Origin of the sequence: Polaribacter sp. (assembly GCF_036480315.1) — a bacterium.
Lineage (GTDB): Bacteria > Bacteroidota > Bacteroidia > Flavobacteriales > Flavobacteriaceae > Polaribacter.
In genome coordinates this window covers 55,004-69,230 of the sequence record NZ_JAZGGG010000055.1, presented here as the reverse complement: position 1 = coordinate 69,230, position 14,227 = coordinate 55,004, and the positions used below count along the sequence as shown (strand labels likewise).

At 30.5% G+C, this 14,227-nt stretch carries 16 protein-coding genes; 12 read left to right on the top strand and 4 right to left on the bottom strand.

From position 1 onward, the window contains the following. Nucleotides 1–10 precede the first annotated feature (10 nt). A complete protein-coding gene (gene serA / locus V3V28_RS11520; RefSeq protein WP_331365167.1) occupies nucleotides 11–1,903 on the top strand; it encodes a phosphoglycerate dehydrogenase in 1,893 nt (630 codons plus the stop codon). Between the two features lie 355 nt (nucleotides 1,904–2,258). Here the strand turns inward: serA and V3V28_RS11515 are convergent, their stop codons facing one another. Further along, complete coding sequence (locus V3V28_RS11515) at nucleotides 2,259–3,446, bottom strand: C40 family peptidase (RefSeq protein ID WP_331365166.1); 1,188 nt, start codon at nucleotides 3,444–3,446, stop codon at nucleotides 2,259–2,261. Between the two features lie 150 nt (nucleotides 3,447–3,596). Here V3V28_RS11515 and kynU point away from each other — a divergent pair, with 150 nt between their 5' ends. From kynU to V3V28_RS11460, 11 genes are all read left to right on the top strand, one after another. Beyond that, a complete protein-coding gene (gene kynU, locus V3V28_RS11510; protein WP_331365165.1) occupies nucleotides 3,597–4,856 on the top strand; it encodes a kynureninase in 1,260 nt (419 codons plus the stop codon). After that, entirely contained in the window at nucleotides 4,856–5,467 is a 612-nt protein-coding gene (locus V3V28_RS11505) for a hypothetical protein (RefSeq protein WP_331365164.1), read from the top strand. Before kynU ends, V3V28_RS11505 begins: the two co-directional genes overlap by 1 nt. Beyond that, nucleotides 5,468–6,877 carry an FAD-dependent oxidoreductase gene (locus V3V28_RS11500; protein WP_331365163.1) on the top strand — a complete coding sequence of 470 codons (1,410 nt, stop codon included), beginning with the start codon at nucleotides 5,468–5,470 and terminating at the stop codon, nucleotides 6,875–6,877. It abuts the gene before it with no gap. After that, complete coding sequence (locus V3V28_RS11495; protein ID WP_331365162.1) at nucleotides 6,877–7,398, top strand: DUF1697 domain-containing protein; 522 nt, start codon at nucleotides 6,877–6,879, stop codon at nucleotides 7,396–7,398. Before V3V28_RS11500 ends, V3V28_RS11495 begins: the two co-directional genes overlap by 1 nt. A 2-nt stretch (nucleotides 7,399–7,400) precedes the next feature. Continuing rightward, nucleotides 7,401–7,805 (top strand): RidA family protein, encoded by a 405-nt coding sequence (locus V3V28_RS11490; protein ID WP_331365161.1) that lies wholly within the window; start codon nucleotides 7,401–7,403, stop codon nucleotides 7,803–7,805. Next, on the top strand, nucleotides 7,806–8,198 hold the full coding sequence (locus V3V28_RS11485) for a cupin domain-containing protein (protein ID WP_331365160.1): 393 nt from the start codon (nucleotides 7,806–7,808) through the stop codon (nucleotides 8,196–8,198). It begins immediately after the preceding gene. Between the two features lie 17 nt (nucleotides 8,199–8,215). Further along, on the top strand, nucleotides 8,216–9,658 hold the full coding sequence (locus V3V28_RS11480) for an aldehyde dehydrogenase (protein WP_331365159.1): 1,443 nt from the start codon (nucleotides 8,216–8,218) through the stop codon (nucleotides 9,656–9,658). Continuing rightward, a complete protein-coding gene (locus V3V28_RS11475; protein WP_331365158.1) occupies nucleotides 9,651–9,878 on the top strand; it encodes a DUF6500 family protein in 228 nt (75 codons plus the stop codon). Before V3V28_RS11480 ends, V3V28_RS11475 begins: the two co-directional genes overlap by 8 nt. Nucleotides 9,879–10,002: 124 nt before the next feature. Beyond that, nucleotides 10,003–10,779, top strand: a complete 777-nt coding sequence (locus tag V3V28_RS11470) for an SDR family oxidoreductase (protein WP_331365157.1) — start codon at nucleotides 10,003–10,005, stop codon at nucleotides 10,777–10,779. Nucleotides 10,780–10,806: 27 nt separating this feature from the next. Further along, nucleotides 10,807–11,337 (top strand): 3-hydroxyanthranilate 3,4-dioxygenase, encoded by a 531-nt coding sequence (locus tag V3V28_RS11465; RefSeq protein ID WP_331365156.1) that lies wholly within the window; start codon nucleotides 10,807–10,809, stop codon nucleotides 11,335–11,337. Beyond that, nucleotides 11,338–12,420 (top strand): amidohydrolase family protein, encoded by a 1,083-nt coding sequence (locus tag V3V28_RS11460; protein ID WP_331365155.1) that lies wholly within the window; start codon nucleotides 11,338–11,340, stop codon nucleotides 12,418–12,420. A gap of 76 nt (nucleotides 12,421–12,496) precedes the next feature. Here the strand turns inward: V3V28_RS11460 and V3V28_RS11455 are convergent, their stop codons facing one another. Genes V3V28_RS11455 through V3V28_RS11445 form a run of 3 tightly spaced genes read right to left on the bottom strand, consistent with a single transcriptional unit; the run spans nucleotide 12,497 to nucleotide 14,175 of the window. Next, complete coding sequence (locus tag V3V28_RS11455) at nucleotides 12,497–13,120, bottom strand: tetratricopeptide repeat protein (protein ID WP_331365154.1); 624 nt, start codon at nucleotides 13,118–13,120, stop codon at nucleotides 12,497–12,499. Between the two features lie 16 nt (nucleotides 13,121–13,136). Next, nucleotides 13,137–13,754 (bottom strand): DUF2306 domain-containing protein, encoded by a 618-nt coding sequence (locus tag V3V28_RS11450; RefSeq protein WP_331365153.1) that lies wholly within the window; start codon nucleotides 13,752–13,754, stop codon nucleotides 13,137–13,139. A gap of 1 nt (nucleotide 13,755) precedes the next feature. Continuing rightward, the gene (locus tag V3V28_RS11445) at nucleotides 13,756–14,175 is read right to left on the bottom strand and encodes a DUF2141 domain-containing protein (RefSeq protein WP_331365152.1); all 420 of its coding nucleotides are present in this window, start codon (nucleotides 14,173–14,175) and stop codon (nucleotides 13,756–13,758) included. Nucleotides 14,176–14,227: the final 52 nt, after the last annotated feature.

Sequence of the window (14,227 nt, the reverse complement as noted above, 5' to 3'; positions counted from 1 at the left end):
ATTTTAAAAAATGATTACCACAAAAAGAAATTATATTTTTGATTTTGATAGCACACTAACTCGCGTAGAAGCATTAGATGTTTTAGCAGAAATTACTTTGCAAGGCAATCCTAAAAAGGATGAAATTATTCAAGAAATAATTGACATTACTAATTTAGGAATTGATGGTGAAATTTCTTTTACAGAGTCTTTAGAGAAAAGAATTAAATTATTAAACGCTAATAAGTCTGATTTAGATGGTTTAATAGCAGCTTTAAAAAAGCAAGTTTCAAAATCCATAGAAAGCAATAAAGAATTTTTTGAAGAATTTGCAGAAAATATTTATGTAATTTCTTGTGGATTTAAAGAGTTTATAGACCCTATTGTTGCAGCATACAACATTCCTTCAGAAAGAGTGTTTGCAAATACTTTTGAGTTTGATAACGTCGGAAAAATTGTTAGCTTTGATGCTAATAACCCGCTTTCTCAACACAACGGAAAAATTCAATGTTTAAAAGACATGAATTTAGAAGGAGAAATACAAGTTATTGGAGATGGTTATAGCGATTATGTAACTCGTGAAGCTGGTGTAGCAGATAAGTTTTTTGCATACACTGAAAATGTTTCAAGAATAAAAACAACAGAAAACGCAGACCATATTGCACCTAATTTAGATGAATTTTTATACGTAAACGATTTGCCAAGAAATATCTCATACCCAAAAAACAGAATTAAAATATTATTATTAGAAAACGTACATGCAGATGCTTTTAAGAAGTTGTCTAAAGACGGTTTTACGGTAGAAACAGTTTCTAAAAGTTTGTCTGAAGACGAATTAATAGAAAAAATAAAAGATGTACATGTTTTAGGAATTCGTTCTAAAACGCGTGTAACTCAAAAAGTTGTTGATGCTGCAGAGAAATTAATGGTAGTTAGTGCTTTTTGTATCGGTACCAAACAAATCGATTTAGAAGCGTGTAAGGAAAACGGAATTGTTGTTTTTAATGCACCATATAGCAACACACGTTCTGTGGTTGAATTAGCCATCGGAGAAATTATTATGTTAATGCGTTCTGTTTTTCAAAGAAGTACAGAAATTCATAACGGTCAATGGAATAAAACAGCTGAAGGTTCTAGAGAAGTTCGTGGTAAAAAACTTGGTATTGTTGGTTATGGAAATATTGGTAAACAATTATCAATTTTAGCAGAAGCTTTAGGAATGGACGTTTATTATTATGATGTTGAAGATAAATTAGCTTTAGGAAACGCAACCAAAGTAGATCAATTATCAGATTTATTAGCGCTTTCAGATGTTGTTACTTTACATGTAGATGATAATGCTGCAAATAAAAATTTCTTTGGAGAAAAAGAAATTTCACAAATGAAAGATGGCACACATTTAGTAAATCTATCACGTGGTTTTGTAGTTGATATTAAAGCGTTAGCAGCTGCTTTAAAAAGCGGTAAATTAGCAGGAGCTGCAGTAGATGTATATCCTGAAGAGCCAAGAAAAAATGGAGAATTCTTAACAGAATTAAAAGGATTGCCAAACGTAATTTTAACGCCACACGTTGGTGGAAGTACAGAAGAAGCGCAAAGAGATATTGCAGATTTTGTGCCAAGTAAAATTATGGCATATATTAATTCTGGTAATACAGTAGATGCAGTAAACTTCCCAAATATTCGTTTGCCTAGACAAACAAAAGCGCACAGATTTTTACACATTCATAAAAATGTACCTGGCGTTATGGCAAAAATCAATAAGGTTTTAGCAGAGTACAATTTGAATATTACTGGTCAATATTTATCAACAGATCCTAAAGTTGGATATGTAATTACAGATTTAGACAAAGAATATAATACAGAAGTTATAGACGAATTAATAAAAATACAAGGAACAATTAAGTTTAGAGTTTTGTATTAATCTAATTTCAATCTTAAAATATAAAATACCCTTCAGTTTTTAAATTGAAAGGTGTTTTTTTTTGAAGCTATTTCCAGCTTTTCACTATATCTTTTTCCTGAAAAAGAAAAAAGGATGTCGTTTCAATCTGGGCTAAACTTGTTTGCTAACGCTATGTCATTGCGAGGAGCGAAGTAATCTTTTTATTAAATATTTTTGTATTTTGTCATTCCTGCGAAAGCAGGAATCTATAAAAAAAGCTAGTTTGGATTCCTGCCTTCGCAGGAATGACAAATTACAATTGTAGAACAAACAGAAACCATCAATTTCCTTCATAAAACTCTGTGAAAATATTCAGTGAATCTCAATGTAATAACTAAAGTTTAATTTTATCTTTCAAGTCAATAATATTCTTGTCCTTAACATTCAAATAACGTTTACTACCTAAATATCTATTTTTATTAAAAGCATCATAATTAGGTTGTTCAGAATCCATTGAACTCAGATGTACATTTCCAGAAGCATGAATAAATTCCATTTTATTATTACCTAGCCAAATACCAACATGAACAACACGCTGTTTCTTTTCTGTTGTAGCTTTTCTTCCGAAGAATAATAAATCTCCTTTTTCTAGATCTTTAAAATTTAAACCTTCATCTACAATCTTACCAGCATTAATTTGTTGCGATGCATCTCTTGGAATTACAAAGCCGTTCATTAAATACACCATTTTTGTAAATCCGCTACAATCGATTCCTTTAGAAGAAGTTCCACCCCATAAATAAGGGAAACCTTCCATTTTTTTTGCAATTGTTTCAATGTTTTCTTGCGATGGATTTAATTTCTGTAACCAATGTTCATAAATAACAGCTTCTTTTTTCTTTATAAAACCAGTTCTATTATCAGGGTATCTTACTTCGTAAAAAGTAGCATCTTCAGACAAATACTTTAAAATTCCACCTAAAGTTATATCGGAAACTAATTGAGTCTTTTCTGATTTATTAACATACACATAACCAAAGGTTTTTGTAAAAATTACTTTTTTAGAAGCATTCCAATTATCAAACTGACTTTTATTCATCCTAGTTATTCCGCCTTTATCAACCCAAGAAATGTAACTGTCTGGAGTCTGAATTCTATAAAAATCTCCTTTTTTATCTAATACTTTTAAAGACATTCCTAACAAACCCTGTGTTCCTAATTCTGCAGAATGTTTTGGTTTAGAGCGAATATTAATAACAGAATTTCTAGCAACTGCAAATTGTTGATTTCCAACAGCAGAATCTGGTAAAATTCGTACATTATTTACGAACTTTAACGCTCTATTATTCAAGCTATCTAAAAGAATGTCAAATTCTTTTTTAGAAGTAGTTTCTCCTTCTAAAATAAGCTGATTGTCAACTTGTTCAAAATTAATATCAAATAACTCAACTCTTTTATCTGGTGCGAAATCTGTTTTTATAGATCTGTGAATGTTCTCTAATTCTGAAGTTATTGTACTGTTATTTTTACAAGAAAATAAAACGACTAGTAATAAAAAAGAAAAGTATTTAATTAATTTCATTAGAACTGTTTTTTGCTAAAATACAAAACTTAATCTTTTTTAATTTATGAACAAGTACTAAAAGAGCATGATTATTCTGTTAAATATGCTTCTTAAAATTGAAATCTAAAAAGGAATGTTTTATATTTGAAGGCAATCATTTTTTATTTAATGAACTACCAAAACACTTTAGCGTACGCGCAACAGCAAGATAAAGAGGATAAGATTTCTTATTTACGAAATCGATTTCATATTCCTAAAGACAAAAATGGGAATAACTGGTTATATTTTACAGGAAACTCTTTGGGTTTACAACCAAAAGCAACCAAAGAATATATCAATCAGGAATTAGAAGATTGGGCGAATCTTGGCGTAGAAGGTCATTTTGAGGCAAAGAATCCTTGGTTAAATTACCATGAATTCTTAACGGATAAAATGGCGAAAACTGTAGGAGCAAAACCAATTGAAGTTGTGGTTATGAATACACTTACAACAAATCTTCATTTGTTAATGGTGTCTTTTTATAGACCTACAAAAATAAAATATAAAATTGTTATTGAGTCGGATGCTTTTCCTTCAGATAGATATGCAGTACAAAGTCAATTAAAATATCATGGTTTTTCGGATGATGATGTAATTGAATGGAAACCAAGAAAAGGAGAAGAGTTATTAAATATTAAAGATTTAGAAACTATTGTTTCTGAACAAGGAGATGAAATTGCACTTCTATTAATTGGCGGCGTAAATTATTATACAGGTCAGTTTTTAGATTTAAAAAGAATTGCAGAAATTGGGCATTCAAAAGAGTGTATTGTTGGAATTGATTTAGCGCACGGAGCAGGAAACATTTCGCCAGAATTGCACAATTCAGGAGTCGATTTTGCAGCTTGGTGTACCTATAAATATTTAAATTCTGGACCAGGAAGCCTAGGTGGATTATTTGTGCACGAAAAACACGCTAAAAATAAAGATTTACCACGTTTTGCTGGTTGGTGGAATCACAACAAAGACACACGTTTTAATATGCGACAACCTTTTGATGTTATGGAAGGTGCAGAAGGTTGGCAATTAAGCAATCCGCCAATATTATCAATGGCAGCAATTAAGGCTTCGTTAGATTTATTTGATGAAGTTGGAATGGAAGCATTACGTGACAAATCAGAAAAATTAACAGGTTATTTCGAGTATTTAATCAATCAAATAGGTTCAAAAGATATTAAGATAATTACACCAAGCAACCCAAAAGAAAGAGGATGTCAATTATCTATTCAAGTAAAAAACGCCGATAAAAGGTTGCATAAAAAGCTAACAGAAAATAATATTATTACAGATTGGCGAGAACCAGATGTTATACGTTGTGCACCAGTACCAATGTATACTTCTTTTGAAGATGTGTATAGAATGGTTTCAATTTTAAAAGGGTTGTTATAATGAGAAAATATTTACTTATTGCTTTTTTAGCCTTAATTATTTGTTGTAAAAAAACATCCGAGAAAAACTATTTAGGGACGGAAGATCATGAGCTTGTAAAGGAAGGAATTAATGTTTTTGAAGATATGCTAAATGCTTACTATCCCGAAAAAACATTAGAATTAAGTTATGAAACTTATTTTAAGAGCTTAGTTGCTTCTTTAAGTAGAGTTTCGAATAATAAATTAGATTCTATACATAAATTTAAGAAAGCTATATTATTTTTAGAAAAATTGAAAAAGAAAGAAAAAATAAATATTTTTTGGAAAATAGATACTATTGAACACCTAAATTTTATTAAAGGTATTGGTTATGAAAATGAATTAAGACCTCACATTTTTATGAATACTAAACAATATTTAGAGTATTTGAAAAGTATTTCTAAAACAGAAGAATTTAGAACTTTCTTAATTGATTATACTGAAAAATTTAAAGATATCAGTTTTGGTGTAATTGTAAATGGGTTTTTAGATTCAGAGAGAAAAAAAGTATTTAAAAAAGATAAAGAAGTTTTTAAAATTTTTGTGGCTTTTCATGTTTATTATGAAACAATCTTAATTCAAAATCTTTAAATGAACAAAAAAGATAACATATTAATAATTGGAGCTGGACTTTGCGGAAGTTTACTAGCGTTAAGATTAGCCCAAAGAGGTTACAAAGTTGAGGTGTATGAAAGTAGACCAGATCTAAGAATTACAGATATTTCTGCAGGAAGATCAATCAATTTAGCATTGTCAGATCGTGGATTTAAAGCGCTACGTTTGTGTGGTGTTGAAGAGAAAACAAAAGAAATTTGCATTCCTATGTATGGTAGATTAATGCACGACAAAGAAGGGGATACATTTGCGTCTAATTATTCTGGAAGAGAAGGAGAGTACATAAACTCAATTTCTCGTGGCGATTTAAATGGATTGTTATTAACGGAAGCTGATAAACATGAAAACGTAAATATTCATTTTAATAAAAAGTGCACTTCTATAGATATAGAAAATACGGTTGCTCATTTTAAAGATTACAAAACCAAAGAGGAAATTTCTATTGATGCTGATGTTGTTTTTGGAACAGATGGAGCAGGTTCAATCTTACGTAAAAGTTATTATTTAGAGCGTAAGTTTTTATTCAGTTATTCACAGAATTATTTATCTCATGGATATAAAGAATTAGAAATACCAGCAGATAAAGCTGGAAATCATCAAATAAGTGATGGTCATTTACACATATGGCCACGTGGAGACTATATGTTAATCGCACTGCCTAATATGGATGGGAGTTTCACCGTAACACTCTTTTTAAGTTATGAAGAAGGTAAATATAATTTCAGTAATTTAACGTCAGAAGAAAAAATAACCACATTTTTTGAGAATGAATTTCCAGATGCATTGGCGTTAATTCCAAATATAAAAGAGGAATTTTTAAACAACCCAACAGGAGCTTTAGGAACCGTAAAGTGCTCGCCTTGGTCTTACCAAAATAAAACAATTCTACTAGGAGATTCCGCACACGCAATTGTTCCGTTTTACGGACAGGGAATGAATGCTTCATTTGAAGATGTTACGGTGTTTGATGAAATTTTAAATCAAAATTTAGGTGATTGGAAAACAGTTTTCAAGACCTATGAAAAAGCAAGAAAAGAAAATACAGATGCTATTGCTGATTTAGCGTTAGATAATTTCCATGAAATGAAAGCTCATGTTGCAAATCCTTTATTTAAAGAGAAAAGAAAGATAGAAATGGATTTAGAAAAAACGTTTCCAACAGAATATTTCTCTAAATACTCTATGGTAACTTTTAATGAAAATATTAGTTATAATGATGCTATGAAACACGGAAGAGCACAAGATAAAGCGTTACTTAATTTAATTGTAGATGATGCCGTTCACACACATTTAAACATGACAAAAGATGAATTAAAAGTTATTTTAGAAAAAGTGAAAATTGAGACGAATGAAATTTTAGCGGCAAATAAAATAGCAGGATTATAATGAAAACGTATATCATTTTATTACGCGGAATTAATGTGTCAGGAAAAAATAAACTTCCAATGGCAGAACTATGTGAATTATTAAAAGAATTACAGTTTCAAAACGTGCAAACGTATATTCAAAGTGGGAATATAATTTTAGATACAGAAGAATCTAAATCAGAAATTTGTAAAATAATAAAAGATGGAATTTTCTCTAAATTTGGATATGATGTTCCAGTAATTGCTAGAACAGTTCCCGAATGGAAAAAAGCAATTGTTAATTATCCATTTCCAATTGAGAATTCAAAAATAGTTGCTTTTGTTTTTTTAAACAAAAAAGTATATGAAACTAAAATAGAAGTAAATGGAGTAAATGACGATGAATATCTAATTGATAATGATATGATTTATATTTATTGCCCATCAACATTTGCTAAAACAAAACTTTCTAATAATTTGTTTGAAAGAAAATTGAATGTGACAGCAACAACTAGAAATTATAATACAACTTTAAAATTATTAGAGTTAGCAACAAAATAATTATGTCAGATAAAAAAGTAACACCAAGAGGCGCATATCCACATGTTAAAGTTGTGGGAGATTTTATTTTTGTATCAGGAACAAGTTCAAGAAGAGCAGATAATACCATTGCAGGAGTAGATATTATTGATGAAATGGGAACTAAATATCTAAATGCAGAAACCCAAACAAGAGAGGTTTTAAAAAACATTGATAAAACGCTACAAACAGTTGGAGCAAGTATAAAAGATGTAGTTGATGTTTCTTCTTTTTTAGTAAATATGAATGATTTTGCAGGTTATAATAAAGCGTACGCAGAGTTTTTTGAGAAAGAAACTGGGCCAACAAGAACAACAGTTGCAGTGCATCAATTACCACATCCAGATTTGGTGGTGGAAATTAGGGTTACTGCTTATAAGAAGCAATAGATGTTTAAATTAATTGGAAGTATCAGTATAGAAAAGTTGATTTTTTATTTTTTAATAATTGGTATATGTTCTTGTAAATCTAAAACGACACTTCCTGATCCTTTTGAAGCTGGCTGGAAAGGAAAAAAGGTTTGTGAAGTATTACAAGATAATACTGAATTAAGAGTTTTAAAATGTACTTTTCCTCCTGGAATTGGCCATGAGAAACATTATCATAACAAGCATTTTGGCTATACACTTGCCGGAAGTAGATTTAAAATTAAAGACACAGCTGGTACTAGAGAAGTTAATGTGCCAACTGGATATAGTTTTTCAAATGATGAAACGACGTCGCATGAAGTATTAAATATTGGTGATGAAACAGCAGTTTTTTTGATTATTGAACCTAAATAGATTTTAAAAAAAAAATATTGAAAATAAAAAACTACATCAACGGAGAATTTGTAAGCCCAATTCAAGATAATTGGATTGAAAACTATAATCCATCAATAGGAGAAGTTTACGGGGAAATTCCTGATTCAACAAAAGAAGATGTAGAAAAAGCAGTTGAAGCTGCTGAAAAAGCTTTTCCAAGTTGGTCGAATTCAACATTAGCAACAAGAAGTAAAATTTTGTCTAAAATTGCCGATTTAATAAAAGAGAAATTAACTTTTTTAGCAGAAGCAGAATCTAAAGACAACGGAAAACCGGTAAGTTTAGCAACACAAATTGATATTCCAAGAGCAGCAGCAAACTTTCAATTTTTTGCAAATGCAATTACACAGTTTTCTTCAGAAGCACATGAAAGTATTGGTTTAAACGCAGTTAACTTTACATTACGTCAACCAATTGGTGTTGTAGGTTGTATTTCTCCTTGGAATTTACCTTTGTATTTGTTTACATGGAAAATTGCCCCAGCAATCGCTGCTGGAAATTGCATTATTGCAAAACCAAGTGAAGTTACACCAATGACAGCGTATTTATTAGGAGAAATTTGCACAGAAGCTGGTTTGCCTAAAGGAGTGCTGAATATTGTTCATGGATTAGGAACATCAACAGGGAAAGCAATAGTAGAACATAAAAATATTAAAGCAATTTCGTTCACAGGCGGAACAACAACAGGCGCACATATTGCGCGAGTTGCAGCCCCAATGTTCAAGAAATTATCGTTAGAATTAGGAGGTAAAAACCCAAATATCATTTTTGCAGATTGCGATTATGATAAGATGTTAGCAACTACAGTTCGTTCTTCATTTGCAAATCAAGGTCAGATTTGTTTATGTGGAAGTAGAATTTTTATTGAAGAGAAAATCTATGATAAATTCAAGAAAGATTTTATAAAAAAAGTATCAGAATTAAAAGTAGGAAACCCATCAGAAGAAAGTACAAATATTGGTGCATTGGTTTCTAAACAACATTTAGAAAAAGTAAAATCTTATATTGATATAGCAGAACAAGAAGGAGGGAAAATCCTTTTTGGAGGTAATAAAGTTAAAGTAAAAGGAAGTGAAAATGGTTATTATTTACAACCAACAATAATAGAAATAGAAAGTAATCAATGTAGATTGAATCAAGAAGAGGTTTTTGGACCTGTTGTAACTATAATGCCATTTAAAACAGATGACGAAGCTTTACAGTTAGCAAATGATGTAAAGTACGGGCTATCAGCTACTTTATGGACGAATGATTTAAACAGAACCATGCAGTTTTCTAAACAATTACACGTTGGTATTGTTTGGGTTAATACATGGATGATTAGAGATTTACGAACACCGTTTGGTGGGCAGAAAGAAAGTGGAGTAGGACGTGAAGGCGGTTTTGAAGCATTACGTTTTTTTACTGAACCAAAGAATATTTGTATTAGTTATGAATAAAGAATTAAAAGAAAAAATCATCCAAATTTGTGATGATAAAATTGAAAAAAAAGGAACCAATGTTGGTTTGTCTTTTTACGCTTTTTTCAAAAATAAAAATGACAATCCAAAGTTATTAATGGAAGCAGCAACTTGGTGGATTGAAACCCATAAATTAGATCATTTTGAGAAAGCAGTAAAGATTAAAGAAATGGTATTAGAAAATAAAAGCCCATCTTAATCTTCCCAAAGAGAAGAAACTGTTGAGGTTAAAAAAAAGAAATGAATTTTAATTGTCAAAATAAAATAGAATTACTAACACGTATTAAATTTCCTTCCCTTTTGGAAGGGTTAGAGATGGGCTTATGAATTTAGAACTAAAAAATAAAAACGCTTTAGTTTGCGGAAGCACGCAAGGAATAGGAAAAGCAACTGCAATTTTATTAGCAGAAGAAGGAGTAAACGTAACTTTAATTGCTAGAAATGAAGAAAAACTAAAGGCAGTTTTAGCTGAATTACCAAACGCCAATCAAAACCATAATTATTTAGTTGCAGATTTTTCGAAACCAAATGAATTGAAACAAGTTTTGGAAGCTTCAGACTTACAATTTCATATTTTGATAAATAATACTGGAGGTCCTGCTGGAGGCCCAATATTTAATGCTAAAATAGAAGAATTTGAAAGTGCTTTTACACTACATTTAAAATGTAATCATGTATTGGTGCAAGCCTTGGTTCCGTTTATGAAAAAACAATATTTTGGTAGAATTGTGAATGTAATTTCAACCTCTGTAAAACAACCTTTAGATGGTTTAGGTGTTTCGAATACAATTCGAGGTGCAGTTGCAAGCTGGTCTAAAACCTTAGCAAATGAGTTAGGACAATTCGGAATTACAGTTAATAATGTCTTACCAGGAGCAACAGGAACAGGGCGTTTAAATGAAATTATAAATAACAAAGCTAACAAAACAGGAAAGTCTTTTGAAGAGGTTGCAGAAGCTATGAAAAATGCTTCACCTGCAAAACGTTTTGCAAAACCAGAAGAAGTTGCTGCAGCAATTGTATTTTTAACAAGTGAACAAGCAAGTTTTATCAATGGAATTAATGTTCCTGTAGATGGAGGAAGAACAAAATCTTTGTAGTTTTATATAACCAAAAAATTAATAATCATGAGCAATTTAGTACACCCTTTAAATTTTAAAAAGTGGATTGATGAAAATCGTCATTTACTAAAACCACCAGTTGGGAACAAGCAAGTTTGGGACAATGGTGAATATATTGTTATGGTTGTTGGTGGACCAAATAACAGAAAAGATTACCATTATAATGAAACACCAGAATTTTTCTACCAAGTTGAAGGAGACATGATTTTGAAAATTATAGATAATAAAGGCAAAATGATTGATGTCGAAATAAACGAAGGTGATATTTATCTATTACCAGCAAAAGTGCCACATTCACCACAAAGAAAAGAGAATACTATTGGTTTGGTAATCGAATATCCACGAGGAGAAGGAGTGTTAGACGCCTTAGAATGGTATTGTGAAAACTGCAGCAATCCATTGTATAGAGAAGAATTTGCATTAGACAATATAGAAACAGACATGCCAATTATTTTTGATAAGTATTATTCAGACAAAGAAAAATGTACTTGTAATAATTGCGGAACTAAAATGGAAGCACCAAAGAAAATTAAATAAATGAAACGCAAACTACGTATAAACGGACATTCACATTTATTACCATATCCAGAAGAAATTCCTAAATTTATGAAGGACAAAGAAATCTTTTGGGTAGATAATGAGCGTAAACACATGTTGCAAAAAGGATGGAAACGACCTGTAACAGATTCTAGTTTTTTTCTTGATGAGAAGTTAATTTGGATGGAAAAAAACAAAATAGATCATGCAGTTGTTTTAAATCTTTCTCAATTATATGGAAACGGTTTACGTTTAGAAGAAATGAAAAAAGCGTTGCGTTTTCAGAATGATTTTAATGCAAAAGTACAAAGAGAACATCCATCTAAATTTACGTGTGGTTTTGTTGTACATCCTGGTTTTATTTATGGCGCTTTAGATGAAATGAAGCGTTGTGTAGAAGAATTGGGTTTGAAAGTTTTGTGTTTACCAACACATTTTATGGATTCTATTGGGCAATGGCGTTGTGTTTTTGATGAAGAAAACGACCGAATTTTTGAATTGGCAAATAAGTACAAATTAGCAATTGAAATCCATCCTTATGATGGTGATAAAATGATAAAATTAGAAAATACCAATTGGCGATTTCATTTAATTTGGATGTTAGCACAATGTGGCGATGCATATCATTTTTATACGTTAAACGGAATGCAAGAACGTTTTAAAAATATTAGAACTTGTTTTGCTCATGGAGGCCAATTGGCGCAAATGAATTTAGGAAGAAGAATTCAAGGTTTTGATGGAAGACCCGATTTATTTGAAGGAAAAACGCATCCAAGAAAAGCCGTTGGGCACCCAAATATCTTTTTTGATACACTTGTACATGATACAGATTCATTAAATTTAATGATTGATAGACAAAGTTCTAATCAAGTTTTAATGGGTTTAGATGATCCATATCCTTTAGGAGAAATGGAAAGTGATGAGCAATCTTCTTATCCTGGTAAAATTTTAGATTTAGCTAAAGACAGAGATATTATTAATCAAACCCAATACGATCAAATTTGGGAAGATAATACCCTACAATGGTTGTTTGGTGATGACGAAATTGCTAAACAAGAATTGATAAATAAGATACTTTCTTAAAATAGTATTTTTCTTTAGTTTTCAGTAGCAGTAGCGGTTAACAGTGAATACTGAAAACCGCTATTGCTACTGAGGACTATTTCTCACATTGTTTTAAAACACCTTCAGCTCTTCCTACCATAAATTTAGGGTAGAATTCCTCTTCAATTTTTTCTACTTTTCCTAATTTAATGGCTCTTTTAATTTCATCGCAATAAGGTGTTGTAGGTTTACCAAAGAATTTTGCAGCACCCATATTCCATTCTGCATTTCCTAAAATCACTCTTGGGTTGTTTGGTGCAATCGCTAAAGCTTTTGCGTATAATTGGGCATTTTTCCCAGACAAAGTCATTCCGTATTTTTGTCCATCAAAAGCTATATAACCTAAATTTAAAAACGCTTGTGTAATTAATATTTCTGGATTATTTTCAGAATTTGACTTTGCTGTATCTAAAAACTCTTGTGCTTTATTTAATTTTTCTGTCAGTTTTGCTTCATCTTTTATTCCGAAACTACCTATAATTTCTACAGTTGCTGCATAATATACTGGCTTCCATTTAGTTGGTTCTGCTTTAGAAATTCTTTCAAATAATTGAGAAGCTTCAGTCATTTTTCCTTTTTCCCAAAGAGAAAATGCTTTTTTCATTCCTGTTTGATATTTTGTTTGTGCAGATATGATTCCTGTAAATAATAAAGCGATAATTAAGATTAATTTTTTCATTTTATATAGTTTTAAGTTATTGAATTTTAAATTGATATTTTATAATAAAGTAAACGACAATAGTATTTGGAACCCAACACAACCAAGAAATTAATTTGTATGCTGGTAAAAACCCGCCTAATAAAGGGATGAAAATTGGTAAATAAATTCTTAAAGTAACAGCTGCAAAACAAATTGCATAACTGTAAATCATTAGTTTTTGATGTTTGATTACGTTTCCGTTTTTTATAGCTGTAAAACCGAATAAAGTAGTTAAAAACCAAGCAACTGCCATTGTCATAAAACCTAGTTTTGCAATAATACCTCCAGTAGCAAAGTAGCCAATATATAAACCCGTAATTGCACTTAATAGAACAGCTATAATATATATCTTTCCTATTTTTCTATGAAGATTTATGTTTCTTAGTCGTAGTTTTTTGTGAAACTGTAACCAACCAATTAGCAATGCAATTCCTCCTAAAAGAATATGTATGTAAAACATGGTGTTCCAAAGGCTATTTGCTAACAGTTCTGCAGATTTACTTGCTAATAAGCCGAACTTTCTATCAGGAACTAGAAAATAAACAATTGGGTACAAACCAATAAGTACACTACAAATAGCTAATAAATAATAAGATATTTTTTTAACTTTCATATTATATTTTAATATCGATTGTTTTGTTTTCTACTAACTTAAATTTTGCATCATCGTATTTTGGTGGCCCCATAAATCCTTTTGCATTGTTAGAACAGCCATAATCTTCTTTTGGAATTCCAAAAAAGTTAGTATCCATTTTTTTGTTGTCATTTTCATCATGAACAAAAGAAACTGCATATTCTCCTTTTGGCAAATTTTTAAAAATAACTACAGATTTTTTATCCATAATTTTTACAACATCACCTTTAAATTGCTTGTTTAAGAAGTTTTCTTTTTTGTTGTAAAGCCCAACCAATAAAGTTCCTTTGTTAGAATTTAAACCGGCAATGTTTACAGTTAAATTAAATGTTTCTTCTTGTGCGTTTGTAGTTAGAATTCCACTAAAAACGAAAGTGAATATTAAAAATAATTTTTTCATGATGGTTGTTTTAGTTTTTATTGATGATGTAAATATCTGATGTTTCTGTCTG

Coding starts and splice junctions, on each gene's coding strand:
- serA (WP_331365167.1), top strand. CDS start 11: ATGATTACCACAAAAAGAAATTATATTTTTGATTTTGATAGCACACTA.
- V3V28_RS11515 (WP_331365166.1), bottom strand. CDS start 3,446: ATGAAATTAATTAAATACTTTTCTTTTTTATTACTAGTCGTTTTATTT.
- kynU (WP_331365165.1), top strand. CDS start 3,597: ATGAACTACCAAAACACTTTAGCGTACGCGCAACAGCAAGATAAAGAG.
- V3V28_RS11505 (WP_331365164.1), top strand. CDS start 4,856: ATGAGAAAATATTTACTTATTGCTTTTTTAGCCTTAATTATTTGTTGT.
- V3V28_RS11500 (WP_331365163.1), top strand. CDS start 5,468: ATGAACAAAAAAGATAACATATTAATAATTGGAGCTGGACTTTGCGGA.
- V3V28_RS11495 (WP_331365162.1), top strand. CDS start 6,877: ATGAAAACGTATATCATTTTATTACGCGGAATTAATGTGTCAGGAAAA.
- V3V28_RS11490 (WP_331365161.1), top strand. CDS start 7,401: ATGTCAGATAAAAAAGTAACACCAAGAGGCGCATATCCACATGTTAAA.
- V3V28_RS11485 (WP_331365160.1), top strand. CDS start 7,806: ATGTTTAAATTAATTGGAAGTATCAGTATAGAAAAGTTGATTTTTTAT.
- V3V28_RS11475 (WP_331365158.1), top strand. CDS start 9,651: ATGAATAAAGAATTAAAAGAAAAAATCATCCAAATTTGTGATGATAAA.
- V3V28_RS11470 (WP_331365157.1), top strand. CDS start 10,003: ATGAATTTAGAACTAAAAAATAAAAACGCTTTAGTTTGCGGAAGCACG.
- V3V28_RS11465 (WP_331365156.1), top strand. CDS start 10,807: ATGAGCAATTTAGTACACCCTTTAAATTTTAAAAAGTGGATTGATGAA.
- V3V28_RS11460 (WP_331365155.1), top strand. CDS start 11,338: ATGAAACGCAAACTACGTATAAACGGACATTCACATTTATTACCATAT.
- V3V28_RS11455 (WP_331365154.1), bottom strand. CDS start 13,120: ATGAAAAAATTAATCTTAATTATCGCTTTATTATTTACAGGAATCATA.
- V3V28_RS11450 (WP_331365153.1), bottom strand. CDS start 13,754: ATGAAAGTTAAAAAAATATCTTATTATTTATTAGCTATTTGTAGTGTA.
- V3V28_RS11445 (WP_331365152.1), bottom strand. CDS start 14,175: ATGAAAAAATTATTTTTAATATTCACTTTCGTTTTTAGTGGAATTCTA.